Annotated in this window: 14 protein-coding genes; 12 read left to right on the top strand and 2 right to left on the bottom strand. The window is 32.6% G+C overall.

The genetic code is table 11. The annotated features are described in order from the left end of the window. Positions 1-50 precede the first annotated feature (50 nt). Both D1818_RS05100 and D1818_RS05095 read left to right on the top strand, forming a co-directional pair. Positions 51-821 carry an SDR family oxidoreductase gene (locus tag D1818_RS05100; RefSeq protein WP_118456710.1) on the top strand — a complete coding sequence of 257 codons (771 nt, stop codon included), beginning with the start codon at positions 51-53 and terminating at the stop codon, positions 819-821. Positions 822-941: 120 nt separating this feature from the next. Further along, positions 942-1,394, top strand: a complete 453-nt coding sequence (locus tag D1818_RS05095; protein WP_118456709.1) for a MaoC/PaaZ C-terminal domain-containing protein — start codon at positions 942-944, stop codon at positions 1,392-1,394. Positions 1,395-1,472: 78 nt separating this feature from the next. On the opposite strand, the gene D1818_RS05090 is transcribed toward D1818_RS05095, so the two are convergent. After that, the gene (locus D1818_RS05090; RefSeq protein WP_118456708.1) at positions 1,473-2,804 is read right to left on the bottom strand and encodes a family 43 glycosylhydrolase; all 1,332 of its coding nucleotides are present in this window, start codon (positions 2,802-2,804) and stop codon (positions 1,473-1,475) included. Further along, the gene (locus tag D1818_RS05085) at positions 2,804-4,228 is read right to left on the bottom strand and encodes a sulfatase-like hydrolase/transferase (RefSeq protein ID WP_118456707.1); all 1,425 of its coding nucleotides are present in this window, start codon (positions 4,226-4,228) and stop codon (positions 2,804-2,806) included. Before D1818_RS05085 ends, D1818_RS05090 begins: the two co-directional genes overlap by 1 nt. Before the next feature lie 177 nt (positions 4,229-4,405). Between D1818_RS05085 and galB the strand changes: the two genes are divergently transcribed. From galB to D1818_RS05035, 10 genes are all read left to right on the top strand, one after another. After that, positions 4,406-6,886: a beta-galactosidase GalB gene (gene galB / locus D1818_RS05080; RefSeq protein ID WP_118456706.1), complete on the top strand. Its 2,481-nt coding sequence runs from the start codon at positions 4,406-4,408 to the stop codon at positions 6,884-6,886. 11 nt (positions 6,887-6,897) lie between these two features. Further along, on the top strand, positions 6,898-8,472 hold the full coding sequence (locus D1818_RS05075) for an alpha-L-fucosidase (RefSeq protein WP_118456705.1): 1,575 nt from the start codon (positions 6,898-6,900) through the stop codon (positions 8,470-8,472). 18 nt (positions 8,473-8,490) lie between these two features. Next, positions 8,491-9,807: a sulfatase-like hydrolase/transferase gene (locus D1818_RS05070; protein WP_118456704.1), complete on the top strand. Its 1,317-nt coding sequence runs from the start codon at positions 8,491-8,493 to the stop codon at positions 9,805-9,807. Between the two features lie 2 nt (positions 9,808-9,809). After that, positions 9,810-11,195, top strand: coding sequence for a glycoside hydrolase family 28 protein (locus tag D1818_RS05065; RefSeq protein ID WP_118456703.1), 1,386 nt, complete (start codon positions 9,810-9,812; stop codon positions 11,193-11,195). A gap of 175 nt (positions 11,196-11,370) precedes the next feature. Next, a complete protein-coding gene (locus tag D1818_RS05060) occupies positions 11,371-13,248 on the top strand; it encodes a sulfatase (protein ID WP_233558502.1) in 1,878 nt (625 codons plus the stop codon). After that, complete coding sequence (locus tag D1818_RS05055; RefSeq protein ID WP_118456702.1) at positions 13,249-14,631, top strand: glycoside hydrolase family 28 protein; 1,383 nt, start codon at positions 13,249-13,251, stop codon at positions 14,629-14,631. A 1-nt stretch (position 14,632) separates the two neighbouring features. Beyond that, a complete protein-coding gene (locus tag D1818_RS05050; RefSeq protein ID WP_118456701.1) occupies positions 14,633-16,639 on the top strand; it encodes a sialate O-acetylesterase in 2,007 nt (668 codons plus the stop codon). A 1-nt stretch (position 16,640) separates the two neighbouring features. Continuing rightward, positions 16,641-19,187 carry a sugar-binding domain-containing protein gene (locus D1818_RS05045; RefSeq protein ID WP_118456700.1) on the top strand — a complete coding sequence of 849 codons (2,547 nt, stop codon included), beginning with the start codon at positions 16,641-16,643 and terminating at the stop codon, positions 19,185-19,187. Position 19,188: 1 nt separating this feature from the next. Beyond that, on the top strand, positions 19,189-19,974 hold the full coding sequence (locus D1818_RS05040) for a DUF1080 domain-containing protein (protein ID WP_118456699.1): 786 nt from the start codon (positions 19,189-19,191) through the stop codon (positions 19,972-19,974). Further along, positions 19,971-21,341 carry an SGNH/GDSL hydrolase family protein gene (locus D1818_RS05035; protein ID WP_118456698.1) on the top strand — a complete coding sequence of 457 codons (1,371 nt, stop codon included), beginning with the start codon at positions 19,971-19,973 and terminating at the stop codon, positions 21,339-21,341. The genes D1818_RS05040 and D1818_RS05035 overlap by 4 nt, the downstream gene beginning before the upstream one ends. The last annotated feature ends 18 nt before the right edge of the window (positions 21,342-21,359 follow it).

The raw sequence follows: 21,359 nt of genomic DNA, 5'->3' as shown, positions 1-21,359 counted from the left end.
CGCTAAAGCTTTAGCGCAAGAACCGTCGAGAACTATTAAACAAAATAAAAATGAGTGTTTTAAATAAATTTAATTTAGAAGGAAAAACAGCTTTAGTAACAGGGTGTAAACGCGGTATAGGATTCGCAATGGCAGTTGGTTTAGCAGAAGCAGGAGCCAATATTATTGGTGTATCTGCATCTTTAGAAAAAGGCGGTAGTGAAGTATCTAAGGCAGTAGAAGCTGTTGGTAAAAGCTTTGCGGCCTATCAATGTGATTTTTCAGATAGAAAAGCACTATATGCCTTCATTGCGGAAGTAAAAGCAAATCACTCTCAAATAGATATTTTGGTGAACAATGCAGGAACTATTTTAAGAGCCCCTGCAGTTGAACATTCAGATGAATATTGGGATCAGGTTATTGAAGTCAACCAAACAGCGCAGTTTATTTTAACACGTGAATTTGGAAAAGATATGGTAGCAAAGGGTGCTGGAAAAGTAATTTTTACGGCTTCATTATTAACCTATCAAGGAGGAATTACAGTTCCAGGCTACGCAGCTAGTAAAGGTGCTATTGGTCAAATGACAATGGCTTTCGCAAATGAGTGGGCAGGAAAAGGAGTAAACGTAAATGCTATTGCACCAGGTTATATTGCTACTGATAATACAGAGGCTTTAAGAAATAATCCTGAAAGAGCAGAGTCTATTTTATCTCGGATTCCTGCCGGGCGTTGGGGCGACCCAAAAGATTTTGCTGGTCCAACAGTGTTTTTAGCATCAGAAGCATCTGCGTATATGAACGGTTCTGTTGTTCTTGTAGACGGCGGCTGGATGGGAAGATAATTTCTGATATTAATGAAATAACGATTCGTATACCATTAAAAATAAAAATTATCTCAGCTAAAAGTAACAAACAATGTTTATCAAGAACTAACTTAAATTAATACATAAATACGTTTTAACATGCATATTAAATCTCAATTTTACGAAGACTACGAGTTAGGACATAAAAGAGTAACCCTAGGAAGAACTATTACAGAAACTGATTTTGTAGTGCATGCAGGTCACACGGGAGATTATTTTCCACATCATATGGATGCAGAATGGTGTGCTACACAACCGTTTAAGCAACGTATTGCACACGGAACCCTAACTTTTGCAGTAGGAATCGGTATGACAGCTACAGAAATAAACCCTGAAGCCTTTTCCAAAGGTTATGATCGATTACGTTTTGTAAAACCTGTTCATATCGGTGATACGATTCATGTAGTAGTAACCATTTCAGAAAAGAAAGAATCGAAACGTCCAGAATTAGGCCTTGTTAATGAACACGTAGAAATCTTTAACCAGAAAGATGAACTGGTTTTGGTTTGCGACCATATTTTGTTAGCAAAGAAGAAAGAATTTGAGAATTAGTATTATTTTCAAATTCTAAAATTAAAAAGGGTAGACTTTTATAGTATACCCTTTTTAATTTGAATTAATTTCAAGAATTTATTCAAATTTTAACCAATCAATATTTAAGAGATAATCGCTACTATCACCTTCAAAAACTAGTTTAATATTTTTTATCCCTTTTATTTTTTTGTTAATAGGTGTTTCAACCGTTTTCCAGGTGTTCCAATTACCAGTATTTTCAACCTTGGTGGTAGAGATTAATTTTCCATCTACATATAACTTGATGTTGCCTCCATCAGAGCCAGAAGAAACTCGATAAATTACTTTGTTGTATTTTTTGCGAAAATCAACTGCGTTATAAGTTACAAAAGAACCATTTTGTATATAATCTAATTGCCAGCCAACAACTTTATCATCTTTTAGTTTACTAACTTTTACGTTTTTTGATTTTGAAAATCGGTCAATTTGGATGTGTTCTTTGGCAGAAGTAATTCCAATACCTCTCAAAGTTGCTTTTGTCTTTAATATTTGTCCTTTTTTACCAAAAAATAAACTATCTGCGCGCATAGAGCGTAAGTGTTGGTTGTTAGAAATATCATGATGATGATAAAAAATATACCACTGCTTTTTATATTCTAAAATAGAATGATGATTCGTCCATATTCCATCTTTCCAGCGTTCCATGATCTTTCCTTGATATTCAAAAGGTCCCATCGGATTTGTTCCGGTAGCATAAGCAATTTCTTCAGAGCCGGATTTATCATGAGGAAAAGTAAAATAGTATAAACCATCTTTCTTAAACATAAAAGGGCCTTCTTTATATCCGTCTGGCAAACCTTCAATTTCTTTAGCTTTTCCTTTGATAGATTTCATGTCACTATTTAATTCAGCAACATATAGTTTTTTTCCACCACCAAAGTAGATATAAGATTTCCCGTCATCATCGTTTAGAACATTAGGGTCAATACCATTGACACCTTTTATATAGTTTTTTTCAAGTACGTATGGACCTTCTGGTTTTTTAGCAGTAGCAACACCGACACGTCTAAAACCACTTTTGTCCAAAGGTGGCGCAGGATAATAGTAATAATACGTTCCGTCTTTTTCTACACAATCAGGCGCCCACATTCCAAAGCCATCTTTTTTCCCCCAAGGCACATCGGTTTGGTCAATTATTTTTCCGTGATCCGTCCAATTGGTTAAATCTTCTGAAGAAAACACATTATAAGACGGCATACAAAATCCGTTTTCTCCTTTACCTTCTTCACAAACGATATCTGTGGATGGAAAAACATATAATTTACCATTGAAAACTCGTGCAGTGGGATCTGCCGTATACATGTGGGTTACCAATGGATTTTGTGAGAAAAGTTGTAAGGTGGCTACGACATAAAGAATTAAAAATAGGATAGATCTTTTTTTATACATTAATTCAGATTTTTATTAAGTTTTTTTTTGATTTTTGGGTGTAAAGAATTGTTTCTCTTTTTTATATAATTTTCTTTGTCTTTTAATACGTTTTCCGGATGTGGGTCATACCAATTAGGATTTATATTTTTTGAATCCCAATTAGCATAGGCTTTATTTAGCTCTTTAATTTTAGTAACGTTTTCATCTGAAATATCAAAATTTTCATTCGGGTCTTTCTCTAAATCAAATAATAAGGTTTTGCCTTTAAAAGCACTTTTATATAATTTGAAATTATCTTTTCTAACTGCGTATTCAAATCCTCCAGAAGAACGCCAAAATAAAAGATTGTGCGGCTTTTCAGTTTCATTATTTAAGTATGGTAACAAATCTTTACCATCTAATTGGGGTTCATCTTTGGCATTTCCGCCAGCTATATTCAATAATGTAGGAAATATATCTAGTGCAGATACTGGATTTTTATAAATTTTATCGTTCTTGATACCGTTTTTCCACGTCATAAAAAAGGGAACTTTTATACCACCTTCAAAAAGCATACCTTTATAACCACGATTAGGTTGATTATCTGCTACTTTTTTACGACCGCCATTATCACTCAAAAATACGATCAAGGTATTATCTTTAATACCTTTAGCAACCAAAGTAGAATCAATTTTTCCTACACCAATGTCCACACCATTAACCATAGCTCCGTATATGCTACGCTCTGCATTTTCGATATGTTTAGTATTTTCTAAATACTTTTTAGTTGTTTGATCTGGTGCATGAGGCGCATTGTAAGCCAAATATATAAAGAAAGGTTTGTCATCGTTTTTATCTATAAAATTGACCGCTTCATTCGTGAAATCATCGGTTAAATAGCTAAGGTTTTTTCTATCTACAGGTTTGCCGTTTCTGTAAATGGTTTTAAGGTAGTTTTCAGGAAATCCCCAATAATTTGTGTTTCCTCCAGGGAAACCAAACCAATGATCAAAACCTTGCTTGTTTGGATGTAAATCTGGATGATCACCAACATGCCATTTACCGATAGCGCTTGTCGTGTACCCTTGTTTTTTTAACGCTTCAGAAATCATTATTTCTGACAACGGAGTGCCAATACTGGCATCATTATCATCTTTGTATGGCAAGTTGCAATCGTGACCAAAACGGGCTTGATACCTGCCAGTTAATAATCCAGCTCGAGACGGACTACAATAAGGATGCGAGACATAACCGTTAGAAAAAATAGTACCTTCTTTAGCAAGTCGATCTAAGTTTTTTGTAGGAATATCCGTCGCGCCATTGAAACCAACATCTCGCCAACCTTGATCGTCAGTAAGTATAACGATAATGTTTGGTGGTTTAGATACTTGAATTTCTGAAGTGTTTTTACAGCCTAAAAAAAACAACACTAAAATTAAAAAGAAATAGTTTTTTAAAACCATATGGTTAAAATTATAGTTTTGTAAAATTACAAGCAAGCCTGCTTAAATTTTAATTGAATTGTTTTAATCTATATAACAAATGATTTTTGGAGCTAATTAGCAAGTAGATTTTTTTAGGAATGGTAACGAAAAATTTATATTTAATTTTCATTTCTTTTCAATTAAAAATAGTCGCTAATGAAAGCTTTTAAAAAGATTACAATACTACTTTTTTTTACTTTAAATTTTGTCTTCTTTTCTTGTGAATCAAAACAAGATATTCCAATAGCAGATAAAAATTTCAATAAGGGCTGGTTATTTCAAAAAGGAGAAATTAAAGACGGTAATTTGGTAGCTTTTGATGATGCAGAATGGAGACAATTAAACTTACCACACGATTGGGCAATAGAAGGTCCTTTTTCTAACAAATACAATGCAAGAACAGGAGGGTTGCCAGTCCACGGTGAAGCTTGGTACAGAAAACATTTTACAGTTGATAAAATAAATGAAAACAAAAAAATTTCTATTGAGTTTGATGGTGCCATGAATAACGCCAAAGTTTGGTTAAATGATAATTATATAGGCGAAAGACCATATGGCTATATTGGTTTTGAATTTGATTTAACGGATCATGTTAAATTTGGAGAAGATAATGTTATAGCCGTACAACTAATACCAGAGGATTTAGCAGCACGTTGGTATCCTGGTGCGGGATTATATAGAAATGTTCGCCTTAAGATAAATAATTCGTTACATATCCCGCAATACGGTACTTTTATTACAACACCCGAAGTTTTAGAAGACAAAGCAACAATAAATATTGAAACTACAATTGAAGACTATAAGAAATCAGCTTCAAGCGTAACCTTGAAAACAGTGATCAAGGATAAAAATAGAGTAGAAGTTGCTTCGAATGAGACAGAGGTTGCTCTTAATGCTAAAGCTGTTCAAGATGTACGTTTAGAAATTAGTAATCCTGAATTATGGGATACAACAAAACCAGTATTATACCAAGCGGTTAGTAGTCTTTATGTTAATGGAAGTTTAGTGGATACTTATGAAACTGATTTTGGTATACGCACCATTGCATTTGAAAGAGAAAAAGGCTTTTTGTTGAATGGGAAACCGTTCGAATTTCAAGGTGTTTGCATGCATCACGATCAAGGACCTTTGGGAACCGCAATAAATTACAGAGCCAAAGAACGCCAGATGCAAATTATGCAAAGTATGGGTATAAATGCGCTAAGAACGAGTCATAACCCACCGTCACCAGAGATTTTAGAAATCTGTGATAAGTTAGGGATAGTAGTTATAGTAGAGGCTTTTGACGAATGGAGAAAAGGAAAAGTACCGAATGGTTACAATAAATATTTTGACCAATGGCATGAGCGCGATTTGCGCGATATGATAAAGCGTGATAGAAATCATCCATCAGTAGTTATGTGGAGTATTGGTAACGAAATTTTAGAGCAAGGTCAAGATGATGGCTGGAAAGTAGCCAAAATGTTAAATGATATCTGTCACGATGAAGATAATACCAGACCTACAACCATCGGTTTTAACTATTATCCGGCACCTTTTAAAAATAAATTAGCCGATTATGTCGATGTTATCGGTATGAATTATTGGCCAGAAAATTATGATGAGGTTTTAGAGAAAAACCCAAAATATCTTGTTTATGGTTCAGAAACTTCATCACAAACCAGTAGCAGAGGCGTATATCATTTACCCATAGAATTTAAAGAAAAGCACGAAACTAACCAGGTATCTAGTTACGATGTTATAGTTGGTCCACCTTGGGCATATGCTCCAGATGTTGAGTTCGCAGCACAAGAAAAACAACCACGCTCTTTAGGAGAGTTTATTTGGACAGGTTTCGATTATTTAGGCGAACCTACGCCCTATGGAGGGAGAGATAATTCTACAAATGGTTACTGGAATGACGATTGGCCCTCACGTTCTTCATATTTTGCACCAGTTGATCTAGCGGGTTTTCCTAAAGATAGATACTATTTATATCAAAGCCAATGGACTACAAAACCCATGGTTCACGTTTTACCGCATTGGAATTGGGAAGGAAAAGAAGGTGAGAACATTCCTGTTTTTGTATATACTAATGCAGAAGAAGTAGAACTTTTTCTAAATGGAACGTCTTACGGAAAGAAAATAAAAGGAAAGGATATTACAGAAATTCCATCAGAATATCACGAGTTTAAAAAAGGTATGTTTAGAACAAAATATAGATTGTCATGGGATGTACCTTATCAGCCTGGAGAACTTAAAGTTATTGCCTATAAAAATAGTAAAGAAGTAGCAACGGATATCAGAAAAACGGCAGGAAAACCTGCAAAAATCAGTTTAGTCGCAGATAGAAAAACGATTTCTGCGGATGGATTAGATTTATCTTTTATAACTGTTACAATTGAAGATAAAGCAGGGAATATTTGTCCAAATTCGGATAATTTAGTCAATTTTAAAATTGAAGGCAAAGGTGTTTTAGAAGCTGTTGGAAATGGAGATCCAACTTCTTTAAAATCTTTTCAAATACCAGAACGTAATGCATTTAGTGGTAAATGTTTATTGGTTGTAAAATCTACAGAGGAAGCAGGAGAAATTAAGATTACAGCGACTTCTGAAGTATTAGAAGCCAGTGAATTAATAATTAAAACAGGAGAATAATTCTAAATAATATGAAAATCAATACTCTAAAAAGTTTCGTATTATTATCTATGGTGATGTTATCATCATGCGTTGATGATAAATCAAAAACTGAAAACGAAAGTCAAGAAAAATATCAAAAAAATTGGAAATCTTTAGCAAAAGTAAATCAAGTACCTGATTGGTTTAAAGATGCAAAATTTGGCATTTATACACATTGGGGTCCAGTGTCGACAGTGTATGAAGGTATAGATCCTGAGAAATATTATGGTGGTTGGCATGGTATGTTAATGTATCAAGACGGAAAAATTGTTCCAACAAAAAAAGGTAGTCCTACAAGTAATTTTATACATCATAAAAACAAATATGGAGACCCAAAATTGTTTGGTTACAAACATGTTATTGAACAATTTAAACCTTCAGAGTTCGATGCAAAAAAATGGGCGGAATTATTCGAAAAATCCGGGGCTAAATTTGCGGGACCGGTAGCTATGCATCACGATAATTTTGCAATGTGGGATAGTAAAGCTACGCGTTGGAACTCGATGAATTACGGTGGAATAGATCCTTCTGCAAGTTTGAAAAAAGAAATAGAAGCTAGAAATATGAAGTTTATGGGCTCTTTTCATCATGCATTCACTTGGAAGTATTTCGCGCCAGCACATGCACACGGGAATATAGATGAAGTAGATTATGATTTATATACAAGTCCACACGCTTTAGATTCTGATACGCCAGATGAGCGTTTTTATAAAGAATGGTGGGCAAAACTAAAAGAATATATTGATGTGTATCAGCCAGATTTAATTTGGTTTGATTGGTGGTTAGAAAATATGACGGAAGAATCACGTCAAGAATTTTTAGCATATTATTATAATAAAGCAGAAGAATGGGGAAAAGAAGTAGCAGTTGCCTATAAAGAAACAACGTTTCCAATTGATACAGCTATTAAAGATTATGAAAGAGGAAGACCAAATCAACCAAAAAATCCAACTTGGCTAACAGATACATCACCAGGTGCTTGGTTTTATAGGCCCAACGCGCAATTTAAATCACCAAACGAATTAGTAGATATTTTGGTAGATATTGTTGCTAAAAATGGCATTATGTTGTTAAACGTTCCTCCAGATCCAAATGGCGATATTCCGCAAGAAATGAGAGATTTATTATTGGATATTGGACAATGGTTGACTATCAATGGCAATGCAATTTATGGTACAAGACCTTGGACAATTTTTGGCGAAGGTCCTACCAGATTGTCAGAAGGCGGGCATAAAGTAGAAAAAGAGAAGATAAAGTACACTAACAATGATATTCGTTTTACTAAAAAAACAGAAAAGGAGTTTTATGCAATTGTAATGGATACACCAAAAGATTCGATTGTCATAAAATCTTTTAGTACAAAATTAGGAGTTCTAAACTCTAAAATTCAGAATATCCAACTTTTAGGTAGTGATGAAAGAGTAGCATGGGAAAGAAACGAAGAAGGTTTGGTGATTCAGGCGCCAAAGGAATATCCTTCAAAATATGCACACGCGTTTAAAATTGTTTTGGAGGGTTACATGGAAAATGATATTGGAGGAAATGTTGAAGCTCATAAAGATTAGTTTATTATGATAATTAAGATGAAAAAAGCACTTTTTTTAGGTTCAATCTTATTTTTTTTTAGCTTTTGTAATGCTCAACAAAGGGAGCAGAAAAAGTACAACATATTAATTATAGAATCCGATGATCAAAGTAATCAAGCAGTCGGTGCTTTCGGAAATCCATCGATACAAACCCCTAGCATAGATTTATTAGCAGAAGATGGTACATCCTTCACTTCCGCATATAATATGGGTTGCTGGGCGCCTGCAGTCTGTGTACCGAGTAGAACTATGCTATTGTATGGAAAATATTTATGGAAGTCTCAAAAAATCACAAAAAAGAATGCACCAGAAAGCTTTCCAGAGACTTTGAAAAATAATGGCTATTCCACATATATGACTGGAAAATGGCATGCTTATGGAAATGAAGCTAAAGATGTTTTTGAACAAACAGGAACCATTACGGAAGGCCAATTAAAAACTTATAATACGGATAAAGGACATATTACGGATATTACTGCCAAAGAAGCTGTGGATTATATTAAAAGTTATAAAGATGATAAACCATTTTTAGTGTATGTTGCTTTTAATGCACCACATGTGCCAAGGCAAACTGAAAAAAAGTATTATGATTTGTATCCATCAGAAAATATAATATTACCACCAAGTGTCATTGACGGCGATTCGTTAAACACAAATATAAAATACCAATACACAAGAAATCCTTTGCGTGCGAAAACCATGAAAAATCGTGTGCAACAGAACAATGCTATGGTAACGCATATGGATGAGAGAATTGGTAACATTATTTCTACATTAAAGGAAAAAGGTATTTATGACGATACCATAATTGTATTTATGTCTGATCATGGTATAAGCTTTGGCGAAAATGGCGTAGCTGGTAAAGTATGTGTTTATGAGCCTAGCGTTACAGCACCACTTATTATTAAGGCACCTAAAATGATAGCTAATAAAAAGATAAAAAACAGAGTTTATTTGCAGGATGTTTTCCCCACGTTGCTTGATATGTTGGCGATTCAATCCCCAGAAAATATAGATTTTAAAAGTTTAAGTCCTATTGTAGAAGAAAACAAAGACACGAGAACATCTATTTATTTGGCAATGTTTTACGACCAAAGAGCCATTATAAAAGACAATAAAAAACTTATTTTATTTCCAGAAACGAGTGATTTAGAGTTGTATGATTTAGAAAAAGATCCTTGGGAAACCACAAATTTAAAAAACCAAAAAAATGCAATACCAATAATTAAAAACTTAATGAAGGATTTTAAAAATTGGCAGTTAAAGACAAAAGATACTTTAGATATTTCAAAAGAGTTTAAAAAATATTTATAAGTATGAAAAAAATGACGCTTTTATATTTTTTGTTTTTATCATTTGTTGTGTCCGCTACAGATTACAACGTTTTAGACTTTGGTGCAAAAGCAGACGGGATTACAAAAGATACAAAAGCCATACAAAAGGCTATTGATACCTGTTCCAAAAATGGTGGTGGAAATGTTGTAATTCCTTCTGGTAAAACTATTGTTATTGGTACCATTTATATGAAAGATTTTGTTACACTCCATATACAAAACGGTGCTGTTCTTTTAGGTAGTCCAAATATTGAAGATTATACAACAGATACCCATAAAAACATGTATAAGAATGAGAAACATATGGACCGTTGTTTAATTTTTGCTCGTAACGCAAAATCATTTGGTATTACAGGTTTTGGGACCATAGATGGCAATGGTTATTTTAAAAATTTCAATAATAAAATAGGTAGACCAATGCTTATTCGTTTTATGAATAGTAATAACATTCACCTAAAAGATGTGACTTTAAAAAATTCTGCTGCTTGGACATCAGCGTGGCTTTATTGTAATGATATTCTAGTTGATGGTATTAAAATTATAAGTCGTGTAAATAATAATGGAGATGGTTTAGATTTTGACGGTTGTACTAATGTTAGAGTTTCAAATTCTTCATTTGATACTAGTGATGATTCTATTTGTATTCAAGCTTCACTTAAAGAAAAACCAAGCAAAAATATAGTAGTAACGAACTGTACGTTTACTAGTAAATGGGCAGGAATGCGTATTGGATTATTATCTCGAGGGGATATAGAATCGATTGCTGTTACTAATTGTACATTTCATGATATAGAAGATGCTGGATTGAAAATTCAATTAAATGAAGGAGGAGAAATGAAAAATATGAGCTTTTCTAATTTAATTATGAAAAGCGTACCAAGACCAATATTCATGACTTTTGCACAACAAAGAGCTTGTGTAGATGCGCCAAAGGAAATGTATCCTATGAAAGCTATGCATCATTTTATTTTTGATGGAATTATAGTAGATAATTCTGCTTTAAATAAAGATTCTGCCATTTTTATTACAGGAATGCCTAATAATGATATTACCGATATTCAATTAAATAATATTCAAATGATTGTTGCGGGAGGAGGCACGATAGCCGACGCTAAAAAGACCAATTTTAAAGAATATACCTTAGAGGTATTAGATGGTTGGTGGCCAGAGTTTCATTTAGTTGGTACTTTACCAGCATATGGCATTTTTGCAAGACACGTACAAGGATTGTCTGTTGATAATTTTGAGATTAAAACAATTGGAAAAGACCACAGATATCCTATTGTTTTTGACGATGTAAAAGATGGAACTATTGTAAGCGCAACCTCAAATTATAAAAAAATAACTAAAGCAAAATACATTAATTAAAGTAGTACTCATCGATTTTTTAGAATGGCAGAAAAAACAGCGCACACTCTAGATATTATAAAAAACTTTAAAAATTATTATGGCTAATAAATTTATATTAATAGTATGTGTTTTAATATTAAGGTAGAATATAATAAAATGAAAGTTTGGTGAAAAAAGAGACTAAGAAATTAGAATGAAAAATTATATGCTAAAAAAATATCGTTTTACGAAACAGCTTACTAGTATACTCGTTTTCACAATACTGTTTTCGGTATTTGCCTGTGCTCAAAACAAAAACCAAAAACCAAATATTGTTTGGATAACATCTGAAGATAATTCTAAGCATTACATGAAATTATTTGATAAAAATGGAATAGCGACTCCTCATATAGAATCGTTAGCAGCAAAAGGAATTACTTTTAATAATGCATTTTCAAACGCAGCTGTTTGTAGTGCAGCAAGATCTACTTTAATTACATCTAACTATGGACCTAGATTAGCATCACATTATCATAGAACTCAAGAAAAAGTAACACTACCAGAAAATTTAGAAATGTTTCCAGTATACCTAAGAAAGGCAGGTTATTATACAGCAAACAATGCTAAAGAAGATTATAACTTTATAAAATCTAACAATGTTTGGGATGATTCTTCTCGAAAAGCAAGTTGGAAGAATAGAGAAGAAGGACAGCCATTTTTTTATGTTCATAACATTCATAGTACACACGAAAGTAGCGTGCATTTTCCTAAAGAAAATGTCACTATAAATAAAACAATAAATCAAAATTTTGTACAGCCAAATCATCCACAAACAGCACTTTTAAAGTACACAAATGCTATGTACAGGGAAAAGATTGCACAAATGGATAAAGAAGTAGGAGAAGTGCTTTCTAAACTTATAAAAGATGGTTTGCTAGAGAATACTATCATCTTTTATTTTGGAGATCATGGTGGTGTTTTACCAGAAAGTAAAGGCTATTTAAAAGAAACAGGTTTACATGTTCCATTAGTGATTTATGTTCCTGAAAAGTACAAGGATTTCACAGATTATAAAGTAGGTTCTAACGCAAATGGATTTGTGAGTTTTGTTGATTTTGGAGCAACAATTTTAAACGTTGCTGGAGTTGAAATCCCTAAATCAATAGATGGAAAACCATTTCTTGGTAAGAATGTAAAAACTAAAGCAGTTGAAAAAAGAGATAAAACTTTTGGTTATGCAGATAGATTTGATGAGAAATACGATATGGTTCGTAGCTATCGAAAAGGAAAATATAAGTACATCAGAAATTTTCAGCCATTTAATGTAGATGCCCTAATGAATAATTATAGATATAAACAATTGGCATATAGAGAATGGGAAGATTTACATCAAAAAGGGAAACTCAATGCAATACAATCACAATTTTTTGAACCAAAATCACCTGAAGAGCTTTACAATATAGAAGCAGACCCATATGAGACTAATAATTTAGCAAAGGAGTCTGCTTATAAAAAAACCGTCAAAGAAATGAGACAAGGTTTAAATAAGTGGATGAAAACCATGCCAGATTTGTCATTCTTCCCAGAGCATTTTTTAGTGCAAAATGCTTTTGAAAACCCTTATAAGTTTGGACAAAACCATAAAAAAAATATTTCAAAATATATTGATGTTGCCAATTTGGCTTTACTAGATTTTGAAAAAGCAGACTCTAAAATTAAAAAAAGTATAAAATCTGTTGACCCTTGGGAGCGCTATTGGGCTTTAGTTGTTTGCAGTAGTTTTAATAAAAAAGCAAATGCTTTCATTGATGAAGTTTTACAAATTATTGAGGACGACAAAGAACTCATTAACAGAGTGAGAGCGGCAGAGTTTTTAGCCATTATTGGTAAAAAAGAGCCTTCTAAAGATATACTAAAATCGCTTTATGAATCTGAGAATGAATTAGAAGCCTTATTAATTTTAAATTCTATTGTATTACTTCAAGATCATTATCAACAATATACTTTTAATATTGAACTCGAGAACATAAACCCAAAAGTAAAAAGAGATGAACAGGTTCAAGAACGACTTAAATATTTAAACGTTTTGTAAATGAAAAAAATAGCACTACTTATACTAATCATACTTTTAATTTCTTGTAAGTCATCAAGTAACAAAGTTTATAATGTTACTGATTTTGGTGCCAAAGGTGATAGTTTAACACTCAATACAAAATTCATTCAAAAAGCAATAGATAAATGTTCTCAAAATGGCGGCGGTAAAGTTATTGTCAATAAGGGCATTTATATAAGTGGTACAATTCTCTTGAAAAATAATGTCACACTACATGTTTCTCAAGACACAAAACTAGTAGGCAGTTCAAATCCACAAGATTATAAAAGTACTGATGCATTTACTGACGCTACAGGTCAAGAACGAGGAAATTGCTTAATTGGTGCTACTGATGCAGCTAACATAGGTATTTCTGGAAAAGGAATTATTGATGGTAATGGTAAGGCTTTCCTATATAAAAACATCCAACAAAAAATAAAAGAATTAAACATTGATAAAAACGAAGAGAAAAAATTTGGAAGAAATCGCCCATTTTTAATTCGTTTTGTTCGCTCAAATAATATTAATCTCACAAATATTAATCTACGACAACCAGCTGCATGGACATGTCATTTTTATCAATCAAATACTATAAAAGTTGATGACATTTCAATTTACAGTCATGCAAACCACAATAATGATGGTGTCGATCTAGATTCAAGTTTTGATATAAAAATAACCAATTCTAAAATAGATACTGGCGATGATTCTATTTGTATAAAAACTACAAGCCCAAAACCAACGTACAATGTTTTTGTGAAAAATTGCGAACTAAAAAGCGATTGGGGAGCTATAAAATTTGGTACAGAGTCCATGGGAGATTTTTATAACATAAACATAAAGGACTGTAAAATTTACGATACCAAAGGAGGTGGAATAAAATTATTATCTGTTGATGGTGCAAATATTAACGACATAACTATTGATAATATTGAAATGGAAAATGTAGATATGCCCATTTTTATTAGACTTGGAGAACGTTTAAGAACCTATAGAAATGCTGAAAAACAAAGCGTAGGGAGTATAAATAACATTAATATCAAAAATATTAGAGCTACAACTAGAAGTCTAGACTCTTCAAGGGTTTCTTCACCTTCAGGTATATTTATTACAGGAACTGAAAATCACAAAATTGAAAGTGTTTTACTCGAAAATATTGAAATTACTTTACCAGGAAGTGAAAAAAATCTAGTATTAAAACCAGTAGAAGAAAATGAAAAAGAATATCCGGAATTTAGCTTTTTTAAAGTATTACCTGCTTATGGTTTGTACGGTAGGCATATCGAAAATTTAAAATTAAAAAATGTAAAATTTAATATAACCGCATCGGATATAAGAGAAGAAATAATTTTAGAAGATGTGACTAAAAAAACAACGCATTAACATGAAAAAATACTTTTTTTGGCTGATACTTGTATTCATTTCTACTGTATGTAGGGCTCAAGAATTGTCTGTTTCTAAATTGTTTTCAGACGGTGTAGTCTTACAACAAAAAAGTAAAGTACCAATCTGGGGTTGGGGAGCCATAGGTGAAAAAGTTACCGTTACCGGTTCTTGGGGAAATACTACTATCGCAAAGGTTGATGCTTCAGGAAGGTGGAAAGTAAGTTTACAAACACCAAAATTCGGCGGTCCCTTTCAGCTTAAAATTACATCTAAGGAAACAACAATATCGATTAAAGACGTATTAATTGGCGAAGTTTGGATTTGTTCTGGACAATCTAATATGGGTATGCCTTTACGAGGATGGATGCCAAAAGATTCGATTTATAACTACAAGGAAGAAATTAGAAATGCTAATTATCCTGAAATCAGAATGTTTAATGTAAAGAAAAGTTATAATATTCTGCCTCAAAAAGATGTTGGAGGTTCATGGTTAGTTTGTAATCCTGAAAATGCTGGTCGGTTTTCTGCTGTTGCATATTTCTTTGGAAGAGAATTACACACAAATTTAGATGTACCTATCGGTTTGCTAAATTCTAGTTTTGGAGGTTCTCCTATCGAGGCTTGGCTTCCTGAAGAGGAGTTGACTGACTTATCCCGATTTCATAATTTGGAAAAGGAATTAGTAGAGGTTAAAGCTAATGTAGGAGTTTATGATGCGTGGATAAAAGGGTTAGAAGATGCAAAATTTAACCACGGGCGGAATCTTTTGAAATTTGAAGAGACTATGTTGTGTGATCAACAATACAGAGATTTAGATTATAATGATATCAACTGGTTAACTACAGATTTACCTTCTAATTGGGAAGATCTAGATATTAAAAATTATGACGGTGTCGTTTGGTACAGGAAAGATTTTGAATTAGCAAAATATGATACTAATCAACCCTTGCACGTGTATTTAGGTAAATTACTAGATGTTGATGAGTGCTACCTAAATGGACAATTAATCGGAAAGTCATATCAAGAATCTGATCGTCGTAAAGCACGTCGTTATGAAATCCCTAAAAAACTATTAAGAACAGGAAAAAATACGTTAGCAATAAGAATTATTGATGTTTGGGGAGAAGCTGGTTTTGTTTCAGAAGAAAAACCCAAAATAATTCAAAATGAAAAACCCATTTTACAATTATACAAAGACTGGAAATACTTACCATCAGCAGAGTATATCAATCGGCGATTACAATGTTTTGATGATGAAAACTATGCTTATACTAAAAAGCCATATTTACCTTTTATAGTAGAGCAAAAAGCTCCGACTGCTTTATATAATACTATGATCAAACCAATTATACCTTATAAAATCAAAGGGTTTATTTGGTATCAAGGTGAATCGAACACGAATAATCCATCCGAAGAATACGAAAAGCTGTTTTCAAAATTAATTAAAAGATGGAGAAGCGATTGGAATGCTGAAATACCATTTTACTTTGCTCAAATCGCACCTTTAAAGAATTATGATAATGATAAAGGGAAAAACACAGCAGAATTAAGAGAAGCCCAGTTTAAAACACAAAAGTTACCAAAAACGGGTATGGCGGTTTTATTAGATTTGGGTGATAAGTATAATATTCATCCGCACAAAAAACAAGATGTAGGGAAACGATTAGCATATTGGGCCTTGAATAAAGACTATAAAAAAGAAGTAGTTTTTTCTGGACCCGAAATCTCTTCTGCAATTTATAAAAATGGAAAAGCATTTTTGTCTTTTAAACATATTGCTGATGGTTTAGTGTTGAAAAATAGCGAAGAAAATAACTTTGAGATTGCTGGGGAAGACGGGGTGTTTTATCCTGCTAAGGTTGCAATTTCAGGGGATGAATTGATCGTTTGGTCAGAAGAGGTAAATAATCCTACACAAGTTAAATATGCATTTACAAATTGGGTCGAGCCAACCTTATATAACAAAGCAGGTTTGCCAGCGAGTTCGTTTAAAATTGAAAGATAATATGAAAAAGTTAAGTTATATAGCAGTATTATTCCTTTTAATCTCTTGTTCAGAGACAAATACAGAAAGAGTAATAGAAAACTTTAATGACAACTGGAAGTTTAATCTCGGAAATCAACCTAATGCCTATAAATCTAGTTTTGATGATACTAGTTGGAGAACTTTAAATATTCCACATGATTGGAGTATTGAAAAAGGCTATAAAAAAGAAGGAGAAACAGCATCAAGTACAGGTTTTGTACAAGGTGGAATAGGTTGGTACAGAAAAGATTTTATAGTAACTGAAGAAGATAGGGGTAAAGAAATTTCAGTTTTATTTGATGGTGTTTACAATAATTCTAGCGTTTGGATAAATGGACAGTTTTTAGGAAAAAGGCCAAATGGTTATAGTTCTTTTTCTTATGATTTATCAGAGCATCTAAACTATCATGGTACAAAAAATACAATCGCGGTAAAAGTTGACAGAACTGCTTATGTCGATTCTCGATGGTATACAGGTTCTGGAATTTATAGAAAAGTACGATTGATTAAAAAATCGCCAATAAACATTGCACAATGGGGTGTTCAAATTACAACACCAAAAGTTACCGAGAATTCTGCAACAATTAGTATAAATACGAGCCTGAAAAACAATGGAGAATCAAATAAAAATTTGTCTTTAATTTATACGGTTTTACATAATAATGTTGAAATAATATCAAAAAAAATAGACTTAAAGAAAATATTGGTGGTTCCTAAAACGGAAATAGAGATAGTAACCCCAAAATTATGGTCTACAGAAAAATCTAATTTGTACAGCTTAAAAGTGGCATTATATCAAAATAATGCCTTGGTAGATAATACTACTGAAACTTTTGGAATTAGAACATTTAATTTTGATGCTAAAAAAGGATTTACATTAAACGGAAAAAGTCTAAAGATAAAAGGCGTTAATTTGCACCATGATGCAGGTGCAGTTGGTGCTGCAGTACCAAAAGGAATTTGGGAATATCGTGTAAATAAACTAAAATCTATTGGTGTTAATGCGATTCGCTTTGCACATAATCCACATTCAAAAGAATTATTAGAAGTATGCGATGAACAAGGTGTTTTGGTAATGAATGAAGCATTTGACGAATGGAATGTGCCGAAACTAAAAAGCAAAAAGTACATCGGTGATAACAAAGCATCCGAAGAAGCTTCAAAAGGGTATCCAGAACATTTTGATAAATGGGGAGAACGTGATTTAAAAGGTTTAATACATAGAGATTTTAACCATCCATCTGTAATTATGTGGAGTATTGGAAATGAGATTGAATGGACGTTTCCGCATTATTCTAAAACGTTTAGTGATGTTAATAGTGAGCCGGGTGCGCAAGGTTACGATGTGACACCAAACTATGATTTTAAAATGATAAAAGAAGCGTTAGATCAAAATATAGAAGGTGAAGATCCATTAGCCAAAATAGCAAAACAATTGGTTGGTTGGGTAAAAGAAGTAGATACCTCACGACCTGTTACCGCAGGTAGTGTACTGCCATCAATAGGCATGGTTAGTGGTTACGGAACAGCCTTAGATGTTTTTGGGTATAATTACAGAGCTTCAGATTACGATTTAGCACACCAAACTTATCCAGATTTAAAGATTTTAGGTTCAGAGAATTGGGGAGATTATAAAGAATGGAAAAGCATTAATGAACGCGATTTTGTATCAGGAATTTTTGTTTGGACAGGTTTTGCTTATTTAGGAGAAGCCGGTCCCTGGCCACGAAAAGGTTTAAATATTTCATTTTTTGATTTTGCAGGTTTTAAAACACCAAGAGGACACTTCTACGAAACACTTTGGACAGAAAAACCCAAAATCTATATGGTAACTACACCAGCAGACGAATCTGAATTTTCATATTCAGAAAAGGACGGTTGGAAATTCGAAATGCAATTAAGTCCACCGCCAGTTTGGAATATGTTACGTAAATGGGAATGGTATAAAGTAAATCCTAAATGGAAATATAAAAATAATGAGCAAGTAATAGTTCAAACCTACACCAATTGCGAAGAAGCAGAATTATTTTTAAACGGAACATCTTTAGGAAAACAAAAATTAATAGATGTTATAGAAACTGACCATATTCTAAAATGGTTAGTGCCATATAAGGAAGGAGAATTAAAAATTATAGGCTATAATAACGGTAAAAAGGTAGATCAATACATTTTGAACACTCACAAAGACGAAGTTTCCAAAATAGATATTTTATCTACAAAAACAAGTTTAACTGCTGATGGGAAATCGGTGATTATCGTAACCATTAACTTATTAGATGATAACGGAAATTTACTAATAGATGCAGATAAAGAAGTGACATTTAACCTTTCTGGACCAGCAAAAAACATTGGGGTTGATAACGGTTGGGAAATGAATGTTCAAAATCATAAAACCAATAAAATTATCACGCATGAAGGAAAAGCAATTTTAATTCTTCAAGCAACCAATGAAATTGGTCAAATTGAAGTATCAGCAACAACGAATGGTATAAAATCTGAAACTTTAAAAATTGAATCTTATAAATAAAATGAAGTTTAATATAATCGGAGTTAGTGTCTTATCTTTTTTATTATTTGCTTGCAAACCTAGTGAAGAGAAGGACGAATGGCAATCGTTATTTAACGGAAAAAATCTAGACGGTTGGATTCCTAAATTGTATCATCACAAGGTTGACGATAATTATGCCAATACGTTTAGAGTTACTGATGGTAAAATTCAAGTTGTATATGATGAATATGAAGATGGAAAATTTGGCGAACGTTTTGGGCACCTCTTTTATGAGAAACCCTTTTCTTCATTTATTTTAAAATTTGACTATAAGTTTTTAGATCAATGGTTAGACGATGCACCTGTTTTTACGTTTAGAAATAGTGGTATCATGTTTCATTCCCAAGCACCACAAACCATTTTAAAGGAGCAGAATTGGCCCATTTCTGTAGAATATCAATTATTAGCAGAAGAAAAAGAAGGCGATCCAAGACCAACAGGAAATATGTGTTCACCAGGAACTGAAGTTGTTTTTGAAGGAAAAATTGACCCAAGACATTGCATTAATTCAAGCTCAAAAACATATAAATGGAACCAATGGATTTCTGGAGAATTAATTGTTTACAAAGACTCCTTAGTTGTCCATAAAGTAGATGGTAAAGAAGTTTTGCGTTATACAAAACCACAAATAGGTGGGCGTGTAATTAAAGGGCATGATCCAAAGCAGAAAGTAGATGGTAAATTGTTAACAGAAGGTTACATCGGTTTACAATCTGAAGGCCAAGGAATCGAATTTAAAAACATAAAAATTAAAACATTAAAATGAGTGATATAAAAAATTATATAAAAGTGTTTTTTGTGTTCATAGCTATTGCGTTAAATGCTCAGAATAAAAATAATCCAACCTTTAAAGAAGGGGATAGAATTGTTTTTATTGGCAATAGCATTACCCAGGATGGACGTTATCATAACTTTTTTCATCTTTACAATGCAACCCGTTTTCCAAACGAAAAAGTAGCATATTTTAATGCAGGCATTGCAGGTGATGTTGCGGGTGGTATGTTGCGTAGATTTGATTATGACATTTTGGATAGAAAACCAACTCATGCTTTTTTAATGGCAGGAATGAATGATGTAAATCGATTTTTATATTCAAGAGAAAAGCCTGACGCAAAGAATTTAAAACAGCGAAAAGAGGCATTAAATAGTTATATGCTAAAAACTGAAGAAATTGCAAAAAGGTTAGTGGAAAATGGCATAAAACCCATTTTTATAACACCATCAATTTACGACCAAACGGGAAGGCAAGAACGTAATAATGATTTTGGTACAAACGATGCTTTGGCATTTTGCGCTGAACATATTAAAAAAATGGGAGAAAAATATGGTGCTATAGTTGTTGATTTTCATTCATTTATGGAAACAATTAACAAACGAGAACAAGCCAAGGAAAAGGATTTCACCATTGTTGGACCAGATAGGATACATCCTCAAGATTTGGGTCATTTAATAATGGGTTTCGAAATGATGAAAACAGTATCTCCAACAACCTATGTTTCTAATATCGTAGTGAATCCTTTAAAGGAAAAAGTTGAAGAAGCTTATAACGCAAAGGTTGTTTTTACGAATAAACTAGAATTTAAAGTATTAGAAAGTGCATTGCCTTTTCCTATAGAAAATGATTTAAGTGCGAAAGCAAATAAAATAGCACCAATTAATAGGACTATTAATAATCAATTTCTTAGAATAAATAAATTGAAAGAAGGAAATTATACGCTGATGATAGACAATGTTAACTTAGGAGAGTTTACTAGTAAAGTACTAAAAACAGGCGTGAATTTAAGTGATTATAAAGCCACACCGCAATATAAGCAAGCTGAAAAAGTTGCTGAAATTGTAAACAAATACCATAAAACTCAAGATAGTTTAAGAAACATCACTTTTATAGAATTTAGAATGTTAAGAGACTATAAAGGCGAAGATACTTTTGAAGCAAAAAAAGAATTTTTATTGGCAGAAAATGCTAAAGCTATAGGTAAAAGTTGGCACGATTGGAATTTGAAAAATATAAAAAAATACTTTACCATTAAACCAAAAGAAGACGCACTTTGGAAACGGTTGAAAGTCATTAGAGATGAAATTTATAGTACTAATAAACCGAAATGGCATACCTATAAATTGATAAAACAATAATCTTTTATTTTTCTAAAA

Source organism: Aquimarina sp. BL5 (genome assembly GCF_003443675.1).
Taxonomy (GTDB): Bacteria; Bacteroidota; Bacteroidia; order Flavobacteriales; family Flavobacteriaceae; genus Aquimarina.
This window is presented reverse-complemented; position numbering and strand designations above follow the sequence as displayed.